Origin of the sequence: Paracnuella aquatica (assembly GCF_003332885.2) — a bacterium.
Taxonomy (GTDB): domain Bacteria; phylum Bacteroidota; class Bacteroidia; order Chitinophagales; family Chitinophagaceae; genus Flavisolibacter; species Flavisolibacter aquaticus.
This window is the reverse complement of sequence record NZ_QOWJ01000010.1, coordinates 62,043-82,391: the sequence shown is the minus strand read 5'-3', so window position 1 is coordinate 82,391 and position 20,349 is coordinate 62,043. Positions and strand designations below refer to the sequence as shown.

15 protein-coding genes are annotated in these 20,349 nt (G+C 50.3%); 2 read left to right on the top strand and 13 right to left on the bottom strand.

The window, feature by feature from the left end; all coding sequences use genetic code 11:
- Window positions 1-20: 20 nt before the first annotated feature.
- From DRJ53_RS14370 to DRJ53_RS14355, 4 genes are all read right to left on the bottom strand, one after another.
- Window positions 21-1,094: a hypothetical protein gene (locus DRJ53_RS14370; RefSeq protein WP_114236348.1), complete on the bottom strand. Its 1,074-nt coding sequence runs from the start codon at window positions 1,092-1,094 to the stop codon at window positions 21-23.
- A complete protein-coding gene (locus DRJ53_RS14365) occupies window positions 1,091-1,522 on the bottom strand; it encodes an RrF2 family transcriptional regulator (RefSeq protein WP_114236347.1) in 432 nt (143 codons plus the stop codon). The genes DRJ53_RS14370 and DRJ53_RS14365 overlap by 4 nt, the downstream gene beginning before the upstream one ends.
- Window positions 1,523-1,762: 240 nt before the next feature.
- Window positions 1,763-2,746 carry an iron-sulfur cluster repair di-iron protein gene (gene ric / locus DRJ53_RS14360; RefSeq protein WP_114236346.1) on the bottom strand — a complete coding sequence of 328 codons (984 nt, stop codon included), beginning with the start codon at window positions 2,744-2,746 and terminating at the stop codon, window positions 1,763-1,765.
- 402 nt (window positions 2,747-3,148) lie between these two features.
- Window positions 3,149-3,454: a hypothetical protein gene (locus DRJ53_RS14355; RefSeq protein WP_114236345.1), complete on the bottom strand. Its 306-nt coding sequence runs from the start codon at window positions 3,452-3,454 to the stop codon at window positions 3,149-3,151.
- Window positions 3,455-3,563: 109 nt separating this feature from the next.
- Here DRJ53_RS14355 and DRJ53_RS14350 point away from each other — a divergent pair, with 109 nt between their 5' ends.
- Window positions 3,564-4,100, top strand: coding sequence for a c-type cytochrome (locus DRJ53_RS14350; protein WP_114236344.1), 537 nt, complete (start codon window positions 3,564-3,566; stop codon window positions 4,098-4,100).
- A 258-nt stretch (window positions 4,101-4,358) separates the two neighbouring features.
- Here DRJ53_RS14350 and DRJ53_RS14345 read toward each other — a convergent pair whose 3' ends face one another.
- From DRJ53_RS14345 to DRJ53_RS14305, 8 genes are all read right to left on the bottom strand, one after another.
- Window positions 4,359-4,787, bottom strand: coding sequence for a DUF4440 domain-containing protein (locus tag DRJ53_RS14345; RefSeq protein WP_123893580.1), 429 nt, complete (start codon window positions 4,785-4,787; stop codon window positions 4,359-4,361).
- 85 nt (window positions 4,788-4,872) lie between these two features.
- Window positions 4,873-5,553 (bottom strand): tRNA (guanosine(37)-N1)-methyltransferase TrmD, encoded by a 681-nt coding sequence (gene trmD / locus DRJ53_RS14340; RefSeq protein WP_114236342.1) that lies wholly within the window; start codon window positions 5,551-5,553, stop codon window positions 4,873-4,875.
- 611 nt (window positions 5,554-6,164) lie between these two features.
- Window positions 6,165-8,363: an ATP-binding protein gene (locus tag DRJ53_RS14335; protein WP_114236341.1), complete on the bottom strand. Its 2,199-nt coding sequence runs from the start codon at window positions 8,361-8,363 to the stop codon at window positions 6,165-6,167.
- Between the two features lie 263 nt (window positions 8,364-8,626).
- Complete coding sequence (locus tag DRJ53_RS14330) at window positions 8,627-8,815, bottom strand: hypothetical protein (RefSeq protein ID WP_114236340.1); 189 nt, start codon at window positions 8,813-8,815, stop codon at window positions 8,627-8,629.
- A gap of 375 nt (window positions 8,816-9,190) precedes the next feature.
- Window positions 9,191-9,889 carry a LytR/AlgR family response regulator transcription factor gene (locus DRJ53_RS14320; RefSeq protein WP_114236338.1) on the bottom strand — a complete coding sequence of 233 codons (699 nt, stop codon included), beginning with the start codon at window positions 9,887-9,889 and terminating at the stop codon, window positions 9,191-9,193.
- Window positions 9,890-10,143: 254 nt separating this feature from the next.
- The gene (locus tag DRJ53_RS14315; protein WP_114236337.1) at window positions 10,144-13,263 is read right to left on the bottom strand and encodes a WD40/YVTN/BNR-like repeat-containing protein; all 3,120 of its coding nucleotides are present in this window, start codon (window positions 13,261-13,263) and stop codon (window positions 10,144-10,146) included.
- 439 nt (window positions 13,264-13,702) lie between these two features.
- Window positions 13,703-16,771, bottom strand: coding sequence for a VPS10 domain-containing protein (locus DRJ53_RS14310; protein ID WP_114236336.1), 3,069 nt, complete (start codon window positions 16,769-16,771; stop codon window positions 13,703-13,705).
- A 158-nt stretch (window positions 16,772-16,929) separates the two neighbouring features.
- Entirely contained in the window at window positions 16,930-17,649 is a 720-nt protein-coding gene (locus tag DRJ53_RS14305) for a LolA-like protein (protein WP_123893578.1), read from the bottom strand.
- Between the two features lie 186 nt (window positions 17,650-17,835).
- Here DRJ53_RS14305 and ade point away from each other — a divergent pair, with 186 nt between their 5' ends.
- Window positions 17,836-19,491: an adenine deaminase gene (gene ade / locus DRJ53_RS14300; protein ID WP_114236418.1), complete on the top strand. Its 1,656-nt coding sequence runs from the start codon at window positions 17,836-17,838 to the stop codon at window positions 19,489-19,491.
- 218 nt (window positions 19,492-19,709) lie between these two features.
- Here the strand turns inward: ade and DRJ53_RS14295 are convergent, their stop codons facing one another.
- The gene (locus DRJ53_RS14295; protein ID WP_114236334.1) at window positions 19,710-20,342 is read right to left on the bottom strand and encodes a YceI family protein; all 633 of its coding nucleotides are present in this window, start codon (window positions 20,340-20,342) and stop codon (window positions 19,710-19,712) included.
- Between the last annotated feature and the right edge of the window lie 7 nt (window positions 20,343-20,349).

Here is a 20,349-nt window from a genome sequence, read left to right as displayed (position 1 = left end):
TTGCCCGGTGCAGGGCGTTTTTATTTTGGAGCAACGCCAAGTTTTACTCCCCGGCGGCGCAACTCCTGCCGCACAATAATGATCACTGCAATAAAAAAGAGCAGAATCACCACGCCATTCAACAAGCCACCCCAACGGCGCAAATGTACTTGCTGCGCTACATCACCGACAATGCGCAACAGCAGGGATGCCTGCAGCAACACAAACAATAAATACAATTGTGGCCGGAATAATTTTACCGGCAGCTTTAATACTGCAGGCAAAATGATGGGTGCATGTGAAAAGATCATGGAAAACACGAAGCCGATGAAAAAAGAGTGCAATGCCGCATCGTATAAAAATGGGTTGCTGCTATTGACCACCAACAAAATTGCAGTAGTAGGCAGCCAAAAATAACCGGTGATGAGGAGCAGCGCAGAATAGCGATGCTGCCCCCTGATGCGCACCGATTTCCAAGCCATATCGTAACGCAACAGCCACAGTGCAGTGCCCGTAATGCCTGCTGCAAATACGGCCCGGCCCCACCCATGAAACGGCACAAAAAGGGAAAGCAGCACCAGCACCAAAGCAGCCAGCAATGCATTGCGCATGAATGCCGTTATGTTGAGAAAACGGCTCAACTCAAGCCGCTCTGCAACGATGGTGAACAGCAAAAAGGCCATCCACCAGTTGACCGCGTTGGGATAGAAATGAGTTTTGTAAACAATGACGTTGCCACCCAGTAATGCAAACGCACCAGCCAGAAAAACATAGTAATACAACTCGCCGTAGCGCCACACAAAATAGGTGCACATGGCCATGAAGCCCGCCGCTCCGGCTACCAGCAACAGTTGTGCAATGAGCGGTTGTTGCAGTAAAAAAAATACCACGCTCAAACCATTGATCACCGGCAGCAGCAACACCCATTTTCGCCGAAAGGTGACGGCCCGTTCCAGGAAAATAAGCGTTGCTAAAAATGAAGATACCATCAACGCACCGTGTTGTGCGGCTGCATTGGTTATGGGCAGCGACCAGCCAATGCGGAGCCAACCGGTCCAGATGGCTAACAGCAATGAGAAGAAAATCAGGGGCAGAACGAGCAGTGCTTTGTTCATCGTTTTAAAAATGCTTTGCCAAGGGAAAGGTCCTGTGCTAACTGTTGTACCGTGATGGTAGAAAACTGTTGGTGCAATGCCTGCCGTGCCGCTTTGTACTGGTGATGAATGGGACATGGCTTGCTTTCGGAACACTCTTTTAGACCCAACCCGCAATCAAAGAAAAAATGTACGCCATCAATCACCCGCACAATATCAATCAGCGGCAGGGGCGCTGCATTTAACGGGATATAAAAGCCGCCATGCGGGCCTTTTGCCGAACAGATCAAACCTTCACGAACCAGTTGCTGCAATATTTTTCCCGTGGTATGTTCGTTGGCCTCTATGCCCTCGGCCACATCATGAATGCCCAGGCGGCGTCCCTCGGGTGCTACTTTCATCAGCAGCACCGCGGCACGCAAAGCATATTTGCAGGAAGTAGAAAGCATAGGGTGAAAATAGGGAATATAGCTGCGATGTGTGGGTTGTGAGTTGACAGTTGACAGGAGACAGTTGCGCGTTGTAAGCTAAGAGTTGCGGGTAAAGATGCTATGCCATGCCACATGGACTGTTGTATTGTATCGGCTCGTAACTCACGGCTCGCTACTCATAGCTCCAAAAAAGCCCGGGTGCACATGTACACCCGGGCACCACACAAAGAAAAGGAAAGCACAGGGCAGCAGCACAAATCAGTTGCTGGCGCCCTTGAGCGCTTTATCCAATTGCAGCGCTTTTGGAAAAAGTATGTTGTTTTCAAGGTGGATATGCTGGTGCAGATCGGCTTCAAAATCGGCCAGTTTTTTATACAACAGCGCAAACGAATTGCAGGCACCTTCGGGCGGTGTAAATCCGTTGGTCAATTTGCGCAGGCCTGCCAGCAGTTCGCCGGCCGCTTCATGATCGGCTTCCATTACCTGCACGGGTTCGGTTACGGAAGGAAAGGCATTCAGCTGGCTGTAGTCACCGGTTTTCTTTGCTGTTACCATTGCTTTAATGAATGGAAACAGGATGCGTTCTTCCTTCATAAAATGCGTATTCAACTCCGATACAATTTGCTTCCAGATGGAGGCTACCGTTTTTAATTCCGGTGCATGATCGCCGTGGCGGGCTGCCACTTTTACCACCAGGTCGGTGATCACCGGCCCTTCTTCGTAGTAATAATTGTGGTGCTGGTTGTAGATATAATCGGCGAGGAAATCGGCATCCCAGCGGTTGAATTGTGCGGTGGCAGCAACGCTTACCGGCGCCTTTTCTGCATTGTCCAATGCTGCTGTTACTTCAGCTTCGCTTACACCTGCTTCAGCACATGCCTGTGCCAGCGATTTTTTGCCGCCGCAGCAAAAATCAATGCCGTATTTTTTAAACACTTCGGCCTTGCGTACGTCTTTTGCAGCCAGCTCACCTACGGTTTCGCCCGGTGCATTTTTGCGGATCTCTACAATCCAGCGCTGCGGGCCTTGTTCGTGGTAGTTCCAGGTAAAAATGTTGCCCCGCTCTGCAATCATTTGATAGTACAGGGGCTTGGGGTCGTGGTCGTTCAGAATCTGGAAGGCATCGCCGGCATCCAGCGTATCGAAATGTCCGAAAATAGTGGGGTGCTTCAGGCGTGGTTCCAGTTCGGTTACGTTGAGGATATAGATCCCGGTATTAGTGGGGGTTTCCAGTACAGGCATATTTTTCTGTGTTTTGAGGCAATAAAAGTATTTGTATACTTTTATTATTTTACTGACTTTGCTCAGGTGGGTGGAAATAGGGTTGGGAGATGAAATGTTTTGATGGCGAATGATGATTGTTTATGCACCACTGTGTTAGTAGATTTGCAGTGAGCTTGCGTTTTTTATTTGCAAAAAACCTGTTGTACACCATCATGGAAAAGCTGGCATTGAAATGGACTGAGGATATTATAAGAGTGATTGCAGTTTGGCGCAGTGCACAGGGCTGGGCTACGCCAACCATGATAATTCAAAGTTGATGCGCTACCAACAGGAATGGGCTATCCCCATTCATTCATTTGTAAATGGAGTTGATTGTAATGTTAGGATTTGTGTCCGCTTCAAATTTTTGCGGCGTGTTTTTTACAAACGAATTGTAAATAGAACCTTTTGCTCAGCATCTCTTTGTTTAAATACAACTGGTGCTATTACCAGTTTCGATTTTAAATCGCAGCACAATGTTTTGAGCCAACGTATTTCCAGCTTAATTACATCTAAAAGAATAACGTTTGCGCATAAATATTTTCCTGCCAACATCAAAGAACCACTACTTTTTATAGAACCAAACACTGTATAATCAAGCGCCACCACGCCTGCAAATACGCTCATTTTTGCCTTTTGAATTTTGCCTTTTGACTTCACCAAACTATTACCTACAAATTCTTCCACTTTCGCAGCTGCCTGATAAAAATCATCCCCATGCCTGCCATTAGTAAGTTTTTAACAGCGCGGCGCAGTACAAATTTGCATCAGAAACAAGCCACTAACGCTAAGCAACATGAACTCGAAACGCCTTACTTTTTTACTTGTACTGTTTGCCTCGATTACTGCATGGGCCACGCCGCCGGTTGAAGAAGGAAAAAGCATTTTCTCTACCCGGTGTGCAGGATGCCACAGCGTAACTAAAGTACTGACCGGCCCCGCACTGGGCGGTGTAGATGAGCGGCGTTCGATGGATTGGATTGTAAGCTTTGTGCAATCGTCGCAAAAAATGGTGAAGGCCGGCGATAAAGATGCGGTGGCGCTGTTTGAAAAATTCAACAAGATCCCGATGCCTGATCATCCGGATCTGACCGAAGAAAATATTAAGAACGTAGTTGCCTATATAAAAACCGAAAAAGAAACCGCAGCCACGGCTGCCAAGGCGCCAGCAGAAGCCGAACCTGCACAACGCCCCAGTTACCTGTCAATTGCCACCGATAATTATGGCCTCCTCCTGACCTATCTGGCCTTGGGTACTCTGTTGATTGCAACGCTGCTTTTTGCCTACAAGGTAATGGGCCTCAAGCGACGCATGGACCAGGAGCAAGTGTAATTGCTTAATCGTTGGTTTTCGTTTCAATGTACGACGCCCCTTTCCAGGGGCGTTTCTGTTTTATACAACATTTGAAATTTACGATTGACGATATTGGATCGTACGATTGAAAGGCAAATGTGATGGGTTGAATGTTTACAACGTTCAACAGTTTATGATCGTAATTAAATAACAAAACAAATGAGCGGTGCAACAAGCACTTTACTATCAACAACGTTGTAGGAATGCATCGCTCCAGCAGCATAACTTATGTGCACACTAGTTCTTCTTTGTTGAATGAAGCAGTTGAATGATCCACCTGTCCTTGTTTTTTACAAGAACTGCACTCTCTAACCATCTTACTTGCTGCCGTTTTTCACCAAGCTGATAATCGGCTGTATTGTCATAGCTAACCCACGCAGTATTACCATGTATCCTGGTCGTTAAAAAGTTGAAGCTATTGATACGAATTACGTTTGAGCCTTTCATGGGCGCCATCTTGTTCAACAGCGTGTCCATGGTCCATTGCTCGCCGTCTTCCAATAATTCGAAATCCGCTGTAGTATAATAGCGTAATGTATCGGCATTAAGCAGTGATAAACCGTTGAAAAATCCAACAATTGTTGCCTGAATAGCTTGCTGGTCTTTTTGTGCCACTATAACTCCAGAAAAAATCATCAGAAGAATGAGTAGGCAAATCTTTTTCATTGCGCCATTTTTAAATTCATTGATGATAAAACTAGGCAACCACAATCGTAAATCCGAAATCCAAAATCGTAAATCGTCAATCTCCTCATTCTTCGTCCAGCAAATCGGGCCGGCGGTCTTTGGTGCGTTGCAGCGCCTGTTCGTAGCGCCATTCTTCTATTTTTTTAGGATCGCCGCTCAGTAAAATGTCGGGTACTTTCCAGCCACGGAAATCGGCTGGGCGGGTGTACACCGGCGGCGCCAGCAAACCGTCTTGGAACGAATCGAACAAAGCAGAAGTTTCATCGTTGAGCACGCCGGGCAACAGCCGCCCAATGGCATCCACCAGCACCGCAGCGGCCAACTCGCCACCACTCAGCACATAATCGCCAATAGAAATTTCATGCGTAATGTAATGCTGCCGGATACGTTCATCTATGCCTTTATAATGCCCGCAGATCATGATGAGATTTTCCTTTAACGACATCTGGTTGGCAATGCCCTGGCTCAGTGTAACGCCGTCCGGTGTGAGGTAAATAATGGCATCGTAAGTTCGTTCGGCCATCAATTGGTCCAGCGCTTTTGCCAGCGGCTCACACATCATTACCATCCCGGCGCCGCCGCCATATTGATAGTCGTCTACCTGCCCGTATTCGTTCACCGCCCACTGCCGCAGGTGGTGCACCTGCACCTCCAGCAAGCCCTTTGTTTGGGCACGCTTCATTATGGAGTGGTTCAGCGGGCTTTCCAGCAGTTCGGGCAAAACAGAAATGATATCAATGCGCATGGCGCAAAAGTAAGCAGGCAGCGGGTTAGCTGTTGCAATTAGGTTTGGGTTTGAACCACTAAGGCACAAAGGGAAGAAGAAACACGAAGAAGAAAGGCTATAAACTGATGCAGTTATTTACAGGCAAATAATCAAAAGCAACAAGGAAAAAGAAAATGAAAGAAATGCAAGGCGAAACCTTAAGGAAAGCATCCTGTAGAAACAGGATGCGGTTTTAGATTAGGACATTGCTCCCCGACCAAAGGCCTGTGGCAGCAAAAAATTGGAATAAGTTTTTTTGGAAAAAAAAGTGCCCCGCTAAGAATAGCAGGGCTTCACCCTTAACCATACGAAACCAAGTCGTTTATCTGTATATAGAAGTCAGATTATCTATTTGATCGTTGACAATGTAAAAGTAAGTCGCGCCAACGCACCTACCCTTTTCCTTTCGGCGAAAAGGTCATTTTGGTCGATGAAGTTAATATTCTACCAACTAAAGCATCTGCTGCAACCCTTTATTGATGGGCATTACAGGCTTTTGCCACTACAAACAACAGCCATAAATGCACCTGCAGCCGCAACAGCCCGGCAGTAAAAAATGGATAGAATTTATTTGGGAATCAGCCGGTGTGTTACCGGTTCAGGTGGTCGTTCAATTCGGCCAGTGCCTGCTGCGCCACATCGGTCACGGCGGCAATTTGTTCGCCTACGCCTTCGGTGCGGCCATCACGTGCTGCATGCTCAATGCCATCGAGGTGGTGCCGCACCAGGTCGGACAAGCCCATGTACCCGAGTGTAGATTTCAGCGTATGCGCCACCGATTTTAATTGCGACATATTGCCCGCTGCAAAGGCCTGCTGCAGTTGCTGCAACTCGTCGGGTACCTGTGTGGCAAACTGCGCCATCATTTCTTTTTCAAACGCCTCATCGCCGCCCGAAAGCTGGCGCAGGTAATCGAGGTTTAATATGGAAAATGAATGGCTGTGCCCATCACCATTGTTGCCGGCTTGCTCTTGTTCCCTTATAGCCGTTGCCTGCGCATACCGGGCTATCAGGTTGTACAATTCGTTTTCTTTAATGGGCTTCGATAGGTAGTCGTTCATGCCCAGCTGCAGGCATTTTTCTTTTTCGCCAATCATGGCGTGGGCCGTCATGGCAATGATGGGCACATCCATACCCAGCTCGGTGCGAATCACCGACGTAGCCACGTAGCCATCCATCTCCGGCATCTGAATATCCATCAGTACCAGCAAAAACCTTTTTTGCCGCAACTGCTCCACCGCCTGCAACCCGTTTGATACAATGGTGCAATGAAAACCCCAGTTGCGCATCAGGTGGCGCATCAGTTGCTGGTTCATCAGGTTGTCTTCGGCCACCAGCAGGTGCAGTTGCTCCGGCGCCACCCAGGGCACATCCGATACCAGCCCTGCCGATTCCACTTCCGAAATATCCGGAATACGGTAACCAATGCCTACGGTAAACGTGGTGCCAGCGCCCTGCTGGCTCTCTACCTCCACCGATCCGCCCTGCAGCTCCACCAGTTGTTTTACAATGGAAAGCCCCAGGCCCGTGCCGCCATAACGCCGCGTGGTATCGGCCTCGGCTTGCTGAAAGCGGTTGAAAATGGTTTGTTGCTTTTCGGGAGAAATGCCGATGCCGGTATCCTGCACCATTATGAGCAGGTCCACCTTATCATCATTTTGCTGGCGCAACTGCACTTTTAGCCAAATGCTGCCGGTGCGGGTAAATTTCACGGCATTGCCCAACAGGTTGACCAGCACCTGCGTGAGGCGCACCGCATCGCCGGCCAGGATGTCCGGAACATCTTCATCGATCTCGGAATAAAAACGCAGCCCTTTTTCTTCCATTTTATCCATAAACATGGCAGCCACCGATGCAGCCAAACTGCGTATGGAAAAACGGGTTTCTTCAAGGTGCATCATCCCCGCTTCTATCTTCGAGAGGTCGAGTATATCGTTGACCAGCGCCAGCAGGTTGTCGCCGGCCGAGTGGATGTTTTGTACGTATTCGCGTTGGGTGGCATCGAGCTGGCTGCGGCGCAGCAGGTTGGTAAACCCGATGATGGCGTTCATGGGTGTGCGGATCTCGTGGCTCATGTTGGTGATGAACTGCTCTTTCAGATAAGCCGCCTCTTTGATGCGCCGCTCCGATTCGTTGAGCGATTCGATCACTTTACGCTGGTGCTGGCTTTGGCTTACGATGTATAAAAATGCAGCCACCACCACCGCACAGGCAATAATGGCCAGCGCCAGGCCCCAGCTGAATGCCTTTTTACCACTTGCCTCAAAATTGCTGATGATGCCTTTGGACCGGGCCTGCCGGGCGTTGTCGAGGTAATTGAGCACCGTTACAATGCTATCGCGCAGCAGGCGGCCGCGGCCGGTATTTACCAGGTCGGCGCCGGCATTGGTACCGCCCTTGGCCAGGGCGTCCAGAATCTGGTTGTTGAATGCAATTTTTTGGCGTACCAGGTAGTCGAGGCGTTGCACTTCCCGCTCGGTGCCGGGTATGCCCAGGAGGCGTTCAATGGAAACAAGCTGTGTATCGAGGCGGGCCAGGCTAGCGGTGATGTTGTTGACAAAAACACCGTCGCCGGAAATAACAGCACCCCGCACATCACTTTCCAGTGTGACGATGGTGGTTTGAATCTGACGAAGTTCGTTCCGGATGTGCAACTCCTGCTGCAGGTTGTTGTTGCCATCAATGAGGCGTTTAATATTTTGCCCCGACAGCACCTGCAATAAAACGATCAATACAACGCCAATCAGAAACCCAGCCAGTGCTATGCTAATGAATTGCCTGTTCCTCATGGTTAAGAAAACCTAAAATACAAAAAACAGACCTCAAGTTTTTATTTACACAACTCGTTTGGCAAATAAAAAAAATATCGCTGCACAACGCAAGCATCATATAAAATAAATGCTGCGTATGTATTGATGCATCATTTGAAAATGGAGCAAGCAAACAGCACGAAAAACTGTTGCAACAACAAAAAATAACGGAGCTAAAAATGCAGCAAAAGTAAAAAGAAAGGCAGCCTAAGGAGCCGCAGCAAGAAAGATAGCAGCTTGGTTTATTTCAGCGATTCGCGCCACTCTTTATAAAAGCGCACCACGAAGAATACGCTGGCCAGCAACACGCTGCCACTTACCAGCACCGGCAGCATGTTGGCCTCCGCCATCAGTTCGCTCAGGAGCAGGTACTCCGAAGCGATGAGCAGCAGGATGGACACAAGAAATAAAATAATTCGTTTTCTGGACATAAGTACGTAGCTAGGCTTCGCGTTGGTGGTGGGCAAAAATTGATTACAAACACCAGATTTTACCATTGCAGCAAATGTAAAAACAAGGGGCTGCCCAAGGGGGTACATTTAGGTTAATGCTAAAATCGCTTCGGTGAAGGGGGCATTTGCAACGGTGGAAAAAACCGGTTGGCCACAGCCGCTGCAACCGGCACGGGCAGCAAAAAACCGGCAGGGGCAACAGCACGCCTTTTGGGCGATGTGTAACCGCAATTTTTGTGCTGTTTATGCTTTGGGCGGGCACAAAATAAAAGGTGCCCCATAACAGGACACCCTTTATTTACGTATTAAAAAAGCAAATGCAGGAACGTGCAACAGCAACGATACTGCAACGGCCTACAACATGTTCAGGCGTTTGTTCATCATTACTTTATAGGTTTCGGCCAGCGGCACCGAGGCCTTGCCAATGTAAATGGTGCCTTCCTGTATGTAATCGATTTTGTTGAGGGCAACAATATAGCTGCGGTGTACCCGCAAAAACTTACTGGTGGGCAGTTTTTCTTCAATGGCCTTCAGCGTGGAATGCAGCACATGAAATTTTTGCGCCGTGTGCACTTTTACATAATCGCCCATTGCTTCCAGGTAAAGGATGTCTTCTACATTGAGCTTTTTGAGGATGCCATTGTCTTTTACAAAAACAAATTCCTGCCCATCGATGCGCACATCCTGGCGGTTGCTGTCGAGGGCTTCTTTGGCCCGCTCAATGGCCTGCAAAAAACGCGGCAGCGCCACGGGTTTTACCAGGTAATCTACCACGCTTAATTCAAAAGCCTCTACGGCATAATCGGTTTTGGCGGTAGTAAAAATAATGAGGGGGCGAATGTTGGCAGGCAGCTGTTTGGTGAGTTCAATACCGGTCATTTCAGGCATTTCAATGTCGAGCAGCAGCAGATCGATGTGTTCCTTGCTCAGGTGGTTGTAAGCCTCCAGCGCATCGCTGCACTCGGCCACCAGCTGCAGCGACTGTACCTGCCCCACAAGCTGGCGCATGGCAAGACGGGCTACCTTGTTATCATCAATAATCAGACACTTCATGCTAAGGGTGTTACCAACAAATATAGGGATGCTGTGGGAAAGAATAGCGAACAGATGAACAGAGGAACAAGGAACAGAGGAAGTTGGGAAAGAATATCGAACAAGGAACAAGGAACGCTGAACCGCAGAAGGAAACAGCCAATAATTAATAATCCAATAATTAGCAATGATTGATTTTTGGATTATTGGAAGCAAACATGCATCCCACTTCGTCCTTCATCTGTTCTTTATTCCTTGTTCGATATTTTGCTGCGCTATTCTTTCAGCCCAATCACCGGCAGGGTACTTTGGCGGATCAGGGCATTCAGTGCGGGCACATCCGTTTTATTAATCGCTTCCAGCTTGGCTAGTTCTGCATCCACCTGCCGCGCCAGTTCGGCATACACCTGCTGCACCTGCTGGCTGGGCGCCGTGTGTCCGCTGTTGGCTACATCAAACAGCCCGCCCAGCTTATCATTCAGCCGGATTGGATAGTTGAGCACATCCTGTGTGCTTTTGGCCTTGGTTTGATACAATGCTTCTTCAATGGCCGTGAGTTTTTTATTGATGCTGTCGCCCATGGCCTTGATGGGCGCTGCAGCGGCGTCTTTTGCATTGCGGCTGGCAAATTCATTGATCTGGCTGCGCAGGGCACGGATGTCGCGGATGGCCTTTTGCGTCTGGTTGAATTTTTCCCGCACCGACCAAAGGAACTTAAATTGGGCTGCGTAATCGGCGTCAGTTGTTTTGTAATTGGGGTTGGCTTTTACTACAAAAGGCATATCGGCCGAGTCCTTGCCGGCACGAAAACGGGCCGTGTATTTTCCCGGAGGGGCCAGTATGGCACCCGGCACACCATTCCACAGAATCATGCCGTCAATGCGTTCTACCTCGGGGTATTGCAGGTTCCAGGCAAAACGGTTGATGCCCTGGCGAACGTCCAATTTGGCGCTTTCTTCTTTTGCGTCGGTGCTGTAAGTGCGGATGGTTTTGCCTTCGCCGTCCATAATCGTAACCGAAGCTTTCAACGAATCAGGGGCTTCTTTTACATGGTAATAAAACAAGGCGCCGCCCGGCGGGTTGGTACCGGCATTAGTGGGGGTGCCAAAGTTTTGCCGGAAGGTGTTGCCCGCCATACGATACACCTCTTTCGGCGCAAACACGTGCAGGGCTTTGTTAGCAATGCCAGGCGCTGTTTGCTGCACCAGCCCCAGGTCGTCGAGTATCCAGATGGAGCGGCCCTGCGTGCCTACAATCAGGTCATTTTCTTTAATGGTCAAATCAGTGATGGGTGTAACCGGCAGGTTCAATTGAAACGGCTGCCACGATGCGCCATCGTTGAAGCTGATGTACATGCCGTACTCGGTGCCGGCATATAGCAGGCCGGGGCGCTTGGCATCGGCACGGGCCACGCGGGTAAAATGCATTTTGTCTATACCAGCCGTGATCAGTTTCCAACTTTTGCCATAATCTTCGGTTTTGTAGATATAGGGCGTAAAGTCGTTCAACTTGTAGCGGGTGCCCACAGCATACAATGCGCCTTTCTTAAATGGGTCGGCATCAAGGCTGTTCCACATCATCCATTTGGGTGCGCCTTTCGGCGTTACATTTTCCCAAGCCTTACCGCCATCGCGGCTTACATGAATCAGTCCATCGTCCGACCCGGTCCACAGCAGGTCCTGCTCATACGGCGATTCCATTGCGGTAAAAATGGTGCTGTAGTATTCCACCGAAGTATTGTCTTTGGTGATGGGGCCACCGCTAGGGCCCTGTTTGCTTTTATCATTGGTGGTCAGGTCAGGCGAAAGTTCGGTCCAGCTGGCGCCTTCATTTTCGGTGGCAAAAAGGTGGTTGCCCGCCGTGTATAATTTCTTTGGATTGTGCGGCGAAAAAAAGATGGGAAAATTCCATTGAAACCGGTATTTCAGTACATCGGCGCCGGCGCCCATCGGGTTGTCGGGCCACACGTTGATGGCGCGGTTCTCGCCGGTGCGGTGATCGAGCCGCGAAAGATAACCGCCATAGTTGCCGCCGTACACAATATCAGGATTCAGTGGGTCGGCCACTACATAACCGCTTTCTGAACCTGCCGTTTCTTCCCAGTCGCTTTCGGTGATGGCTGCGCCGGTGCTGCGGTGGCGAATACGCAGGGTGCTGTTGTCTTGCTGCGCAGCCAGTATGCGGTAAGGAAATGCATTGTCGGTGCTAACGCGGTACAACTGCGCCGTGGGCTGGTTCATCATGGTACTCCAGCTATCACCGCCATTGAACGAAACCTGTGCGCCGCCATCGTCGGCCACTATCATCCGGTTGCCATCTTGCGGGTCGATCCACAGGTCGTGGTGATCGGAGTGTGGCGTACGTATCGACTGAAATGTTTTGCCACCATCACGGCTGCGCATAAAGCCCACGTTGGGTGCATATACTGTTTGTTCGTTTTTAGGATCAACAAAAACCTTGGTATAATACCAGGCTCGTTGGCGGATGTTGTTATCCGATGAAACCAGCGACCAGGTGGTGCCGCCATCGGCCGACGAAAACAGCCCGCCCGCTGCATTTTCAACCAATGCATATACGCGGTCGGGGTTGGATGGCGCTACGGCCACACCTACAATACCCCACACGCCGCGGGGTAAGCCTTTACTGGCCGTGATGTTCTTCCAGGTTTCGCCGCCATCCACACTTTTCCAAAGGCCACTGCCTTCGCCGCCGCTTTCGAGGCTGTAAGGTGTACGCAAAATGCGCCAGGTGCCGGCATACCATACCTGCGGGTTGCCGGGCTCCATCACCAGTTCGCTAGCGCCTGTTTGCCCGTTTACAAAAAGCGTACGTTTCCATGTTTTACCACCGTCAGTAGTTTTATAAACGCCACGCGTTTCGTTGGGGCCAAACAAGTGCCCCAGCACTGCAGCCCACACCGTGTTGGGATCGCGTGGATGCACCACGATGCGGATGATGTGCCGGCCATCTTTCAGGCCAATATTTTTCCAGGTCCGGCCGCCATCTTCCGACCGCCACATGCCGCCAAGGCCTTCGCTTACATTGCCCCGAACGGTATGTTCGCCTTCGCCAACATAGAGCACATTTTCATCGGAAGGGGCAACGGCAACGGCGCCAATGGTGCCACCAAAATAGCCGTCGGAAATGTTTTTCCAGGTAGTGCCGGCATCGGTTGTTTTCCAAACGCCGCCACCGGTGGCGCCAAAATAAAAAGTATTGCGCTGGGTGTAGCTGCCTGCAACCGCAGCACTGCGGCCACCGCGGAACGGGCCTACCTGCCGGTATTTGAGGGCAGTGTACACCGGCTCATTGTTGGTGTTTGCAGTGGTTGCAGGTTTTTGTGCACCGGCCATCATGCTGGCGCATAAGAGAAGAAACAAGATCGTTTTGCTCATGTGGTGTTAAATAGGATTGGAATGTACGAAGGGATGGGGATTTTGTAATGGGCAACTGATGTTGGCTTAGACTTTTGCTTTTTTGTTCCTGCAAAAAGTGCAACTGCTATATTCGATAACTGAACGCTGCGTTAGTTCCTTGCTTAAACTATTGCGCCGTTCCGTCATTGCGAGGCGCAGCAGTGACTTTATAAGTAAATGCATTGTTGGCGCCGAAGCAATCTCCTTTTCCAATTACCGCATTACACTGACCAATGTAGTTTTTAGCCGGAGATTGCTTCGGCACACTGGACACAACCAATAAATACAATCCCGCAGCGCCTCGCAATGACGGCAAAAGCCGGCTGAACGCCGGCTCTTGCAACAATAACATTGAACGTGTTGAACAATATTAAACGTAGGGAACATTTTAAACAATAAACACCAACCGCAGCAGACTCTAAAAAGTCTTCACCGCAGGTTTGGGCGCCGTATCGGGCTGGGAAAGCCGCTGCGCCACTGCGCTGTGTTTTTTGGCAATGTTTATTAAATCAGCAGCCGCTTTATCTACATCCTTGCGCAGCATCGCCGCACTTTGTACCTGCAAGTTCGATGGCGCAGCTTCTTGCCCGGCTACCGCGGTATATACTTCGGTTATCCGTTCCCGTAAGCGCACTTCATCGGCAAAAATGCTTTTTTGCTGTGTGGCCAATAGCGTGCTGCGCAGCGTTTCCAATTCATCGTGGTAGCCTTGCAATGCTTTTTTGGCCTTAGCATCGCCCTCTTTTGCTACCAGCGCTTTCAATTGCGCCTGCCGCGTATTGATGGTTTCCACAGTTCGCGCCAATTCTTCCTGCATCGCGTACAGTTCCATCGCTGTTTTATATTGCGCCTTGCGGTCGGCTGGGGTAAAATCCGGGTTGGCATCGTCGTGCAGCAGCGTCAGGTTTTGCGTGTACTCCCTTTCACCCACTTTCAGGCGCATGGTATAAGTGCCCGGCAACACCATCGGGGCAGTAAAACCAGAAGCATCGATCTTGGTGCCGCCAGCAGCCACTTTCGGCGGGTTCATGCGCAGGTTCCAGTACACTTTGTTCACGCCTTTGCGCTTGCCACCCGGAATGGTTTGCACCAGTTTACCTGTACTGTCCAAAATATCAATCTTCACATCGCCGCTCATCAGGCGGTCTTTCAGATAATACTGCAATGGCTGGATGTTGGGCGGGTTACCACCGTTCCACCCGCCGGTTGACGGGAAGCCTGCAGCACCCAAACTACCCATATTGATGGGCAGTGCCGGCGTGGCAAATATGTGCACTTCTTTTTCCAAGATCTGGGGCGTCAGCTCCCGCATGGGGCTGATGTCGTCCACCACAATCACACCGCGGCCATGCGTGCCCAGCACCAGGTCGTTGGTGCGTGGATGAATTTGTATATCGCGTACCAGCGTGTAATCGGGAATTTTGTTTTTCATGCGAAACCAATTGGCGCCGCCATCCAGCGTGGCAAACAATCCCATTTCGGTGCCCATAAAAAGGAGGTCGCGGTTCTTGAGGTCTTCTTTTATTTTATGTGCAAAACCGGCAAACTCGCTGCTTTGCCACATCGTCCATGTTTTGCCTCCATCCTTCGATACAGCGCCATAGGTTTTATGATCGCCATACATGTGGTTGTCGAAGGTGGCGTACACCCAATTTTTATCAAAACGCGATGGCTCGATGGAACTGACCCATGTTTGCGCCGGCACACCTGCAGCAGCAACGGCCTTCGAAATATTGGTCCATGTTTTTCCGCCATCCTTTGTTACCTGAAGGTTACCATCATCGGTACCCACCCAAATCATCGCTTCATCCAGCGGCGATTCGGCAATGGTAAAAATGGTGCAATGGTTTTCGGCAGAAGTGTTATCAGCCGAAATACCGCCGCTTGCTTCCTGGTCTTGTTTTCGCTTATCGTTGGTCGTTAGGTCGGGAGAAATGCGTACCCAGTTAGCGCCCTTGTCTACACTTTTAAACAGGTACTGTGCGCCAGCATACAGGTTGCGCGGATTGGCCACTCCGGTAGCTATGGGTGTATTCCAGTTCCAGCGCAGCTTTTCATCGCCGGGGCCTGCAGTGGGCTTGATGGTTACCGATTTTAACGTAGCCAGGTTGATGCGGGCCATATTACCGCCCTGGTATTCGGCATAGGCAATTTTAGGATCGATCGGATCGGGAATGGTCCAAAATCCATCGCCGCCATAAATGGCCGTCCAGTTGCCGTTGCCCACACCACCCGGAAAAGCCGAAGGCGCCACCCAGCTGCCATTGTCCTGCAAGCCGCCGTAGATGCGGTAGGGCTGCTGGTTATCTACAGCCACATGGTAAAATTGCCCTACGGGCAAATTGCCAAAAAACTGCCAGGTGACACCGCGGTCGAGGCTCAGGTACACACCGCCATCGGTGCCCAAGTACAATTTGTTGGTATTAACCGGGTCGATCCAAAGTGCATGATGATCGCTGTGCACCCAGCCGCCTTCCGATGAAGCTTCGGCAAATGAAAAACCGCCGTCGTCGGAATAAGCAAACGAATACGCCGGACGATACACCCGCTTCGGATCTTTGGGATCAACTACCAGTGTGCTGAAATAAAATGGCCGCGCCGTTACATTAAATGTGGCGCTTTGCTGCTTCCATGTTTCGCCGCCATCGGCAGAAATATAGAGACCTGTTTCTTTATTTTCTACGATAGCCAGCAGGTTGGATGGTGCCGATGGCGCCAGCGCCAAAGCCGTGCGGCCAAAGGGTTTGGGCGGAAGTCCCTTGTTTAATTCTTTCCATGTTTTGCCACCATCGGTGCTTTTATAAATGCCGCTGCCTTTGCCGCCGCTGCTAAACGAATACGGCGTACGCCTGAACTCCCAGGTAGTGGCATAAACCGTCTGCGGGTTTTTGGGATCAACCGACACGTCGGCACAACCAGCATCGGCTGATATGAACAGGCTTTTCTCCCATGTTTTACCGCCGTCGGTGCTTTTGTACAAACCGCGGTGGGGACTGCTGTGCCACAACGGGCCCGGCGCCGCTACATAGATCGTGTTGGGGTTGGCGGGGTCGATCACCACTTTGGCAATATGCTCGGTGCTGTCGAGGCCCAGCAGCGTCCAGTTTTCACCGCCATCCGTGCTTTTGTACAGGCCGTTGCCGATGCTTACCGAGTTGCGCATATTGCTTTCGCCGGTGCCGGCATAAATCACTTTGGGGTTTTGCTGGTCAATGGCTAGTGCGCCAATGCTTTGGCAGTATTTATCAAAAATGGGTTTAAACGATGCGCCTGCGTTGGTGGTTTTCCAGATGCCGCCGCCGGCGGTGCCCACATAAATGGTTTTGCCGTCCTGTGCGGACCCATCGATGGCAGTGATGCGGCCACTCATGGTGCCGGGCCCCAGCCAGCGGGCTTCCAGCATACCGAAGGTGGCCGAAGAAGGTTTGGTTTGCGCAGCGGCAGTAATGCCCGCCACTAATGCGGTGGAAAAAAGGAGGAGTCTCATGTGCTGAATTTTGGTGGAGCAGAATGGAACTACGAAGACACGAAGGGTAGCAAGTAACACCAAGAGGTTTCTTCGTGCAGCTTCGTGTCCTTCGTGTCTTCGTGGTTTAAAAAACTTCTAAACAAAAACCCGGAACAACGCTCCGGGTTTTCATCTCGTTATAAATTTTCGGGCTTGAATACCTTTTCATCAACCGGTGGGTTCACCTCAACTTTGGTGATGGTAAGTTCGCCAAAGGGCAGACCAATGCTCATGGGAACCACAATGCCTTCGGGCAGCTTTTTATAGTTCGACAGATTGGTGGTAACATCCATTTCCTGGCCGTTTGCTTTTTGCTTGGTAATGGTCCGCACAATGTAGTAAGATGCCGGGTCCACAAAGATGGTTTCGGTTTTGCCGCTTTTGTGTGTTACCCGCAGTTTAAAGGTTTCGGTGCCTTCAATATCTTCTTTGCCCAGGTACTCCACGCTGTGGCCTTTTTGCTTAAAATTTACCAGCGCACCATGTGCATCGTAGCTGTCGGCGCTTTCTTTCAGTTGGTCGGCAGTAACCGGTTCGGGTTTGGTTTGCCCCTGGAACGGCATATAGCTCCAGCCTGCAGTGGGCGTCAGGATCTGGTAACCGCTCATGCCCATTACGGCAATATCCTGGCGGCTGCCTTTGCCGTGCAATACGGTGATGGAAACGGCAACATCGGCGCCCTGCACCTGCACATTTCCTTCCTGTTTGATGGAGTTGATTTTTTGCCAGGCGTCTTTGCCGCCAATAGCTGTAAGGTGCTTGTCAATAATTTCGTCGGCGGTTTGTGCAACTGCGGCCATGCCCGAAAAAAGAATGCAGGCGCCCAGTACGGCACGTTTGATTGTGGTGGTATACATATAGTTGATTTGAAAAGGAGGCATGCCGCTGGCTTTTTGCAAACGGCTAGCATAACTGCCGGACAAATTAGGTTTTTTTTTAAGTAAAAAACAAAAAACTCAGTGCGGTAAATAATGCGCCACATCAAGGTTAAAACATTGGTGACGGCTATGCGCTGCGTTGGTATTTTCGCACAAACTCCCGGCATGCAACAATCCATTAGCGCCAACATTGTACAGATTGCAGCACAAAGCATACAACCCGGCACCATTCATATTGCGGATGGTAAAATCCAGCGCATTGAATGGAGCGCAACCAACGAACCTGATTCAACATTGCCGTATGCACTTCCGGGCTTTGTGGATGCACATGTGCATATTGAAAGCTCGCTGCTGGTGCCGTCCGAATTTGCCCGAATGGCAGTGGTGCACGGCACGGTGGCTACGGTAAGCGATCCTCACGAAATTGCCAATGTTTGCGGCATGGAAGGCATCCGGTTTATGATTGAAAATGGAAAAACGGTGCCGTTTCATTTCAACTTTGGTGCGCCGCCCTGCGTGCCCGCCACCACCTTTGAAACCGCAGGCGCTGCAATTACTGCAGCCGATGTGGAAGCCCTGATGGCGCAGCCCGAAATAAAGTACCTGAGCGAAGTAATGAACTTTCCCGGCGTGCTGGCTGGCGATGCGGACATGCTGGCAAAAATGGCGGCTGCAAAAAAATGGAACAAACCTATTGACGGCCATGCGCCGGGCCTGCGCGGAGATGATGCACGCCGATACATTGCGGCAGGGCCATCCACCGACCACGAATGTTTTACTGAAGCGGAAGGCCGCGAAAAGCTGGAAGCGGGCATGAAGGTGCTGATCCGCGAAGGCAGCGCCGCCAAAAATTTTGAGGCCCTTATTCCGCTGCTGCAAGATTATCCGGATCGCATCATGTTTTGCAGCGACGACAAGCACCCCGACAGCCTGCTGCTCGGCCACATCAACCATTTGTGTGCACGGGCTGTGGCGCAGGGCATACCACTATTTCATGTGTTGCAGGCCGCCTGCATCAACCCGGTGCAGCATTATGGCCTCGACGTGGGCCAGCTGCAGCCCGGCGATAGCGCCGATTTTATTTTGGTAAACAACCTGCAGCAGTTTGCAGTGTTACAAACATACGTACAGGGAAAGTTGGTAGCAGACAACGGTCGCAGCCTCATTGAAAGAAGCACACGGGCAAACCCGATCATTCATTTTGCCTGCAACAAAATAAATGCAGCGGCACTGGCCATTACCGCCAACCAATACCCGGTGCGGCAGGAAGGTGACCAATTATTGATGCCTGTAATTGAAGCCCTTGAAGGGCAACTGATCACCAACCAACTCTGGCTGCCCGCCACTTTGAAGAATGATCATTTGGTGAGCAACACCGAAGCAGATGTATTGAAAATAGTGGTAGTCAATCGCTACCGAAATGCACCGCCTGCCGTTGCCTTTATCAAGGCTTTTGGATTAAAAAGCGGCGCACTGGCTTCATCGGTTGCGCATGATTCGCACAACATTGTAGCCGTAGGTGTAAATGATGATGATATTGCTGCTGCTATCAATGCCGTGGTGAAACAAAAGGGTGGGCTTTCTGTTGCTACCGATGCAGGCATTCAGGTGTTGCCGCTTCCCGTTGCGGGCCTGATGAGCACCGACGATGCCTGGCAGGTGGCCGCTCAATACACTGATTTGGATGCAGCAGTTAAAAGCCTGGGCTCACCGCTGGCCGCACCGTTTATGACGCTTTCGTTTATGGCGTTGCTGGTCATCCCGCACCTCAAGCTAAGCGACCTTGGCCTGTTCGATGGCGACCGGTTTCAACTGATGTAAAAAAAGGAGCAGACACTACCAGGTCTGCTCCTTTTGTACTCCTGTATTTTCTCGTGTAAACCTCGGGTGCAAGCAAAAAAACCAGAGGTCTAAAAAAACAAAAACATCCTTTCTATACCGTTACTTCCGTTGTTGAAAAACGGCGGCTATCCAACAATTTATTCACCCTTAGCCTTTGTGGCCGTTGCCTGGATAGCCGGTACCGTTTTGTTTCCTGCCTATTTATATGGTCCGTAAACAAATAAACACTTTACTTCAATTTGCTCCGATATTTTCTGGAACAACAGGGTTGGGATTTTGATATTGAAATCGGCCAGTTTTACCACAAAAGCCGACTCCAGCCGCAAGCTGTTTGGCGCCACCTGCACCGTGCCTTTAATGGTGCGCTGCTGTGCCACGCCATGGATATTGAGCACGCCTGTTGCCGTTACAGTGTAGGTTCCGGGCTTGTTCCAAGTCACTACTTCGTTGATCTTTCCTTTAAACGTTGCCACCGGGTATTTCGCCGTTTCCAAAAAGTCGTCGTTAAAATGCTCCTGCATCAGGTCGTTTGGAAATTCAAATTTGTTTACCGGTATCCGCACCGACACTTCGTTGTTCGTTGTATTCAACAAAGAAGAAGCGGCATTGTTCTCAGCTTCGATGTCTTCAAGGGGTGCTTTGGAAAAAAATGAAACCTTTCCGGCCGGGGTGGCAAATAATCCGTTTTGCGCATTTGCTGCCTGCGTTAATGCTAAAATGAGTAAGACAAACAACCATATTCTGCCCTGCAAAATATTGGCACCTGCTTGCGCCTTATTTAGCAAAAACAAGGGTACAGAACAACGGGCCTTTATTTTTTCTTTTAGCATCAATTCT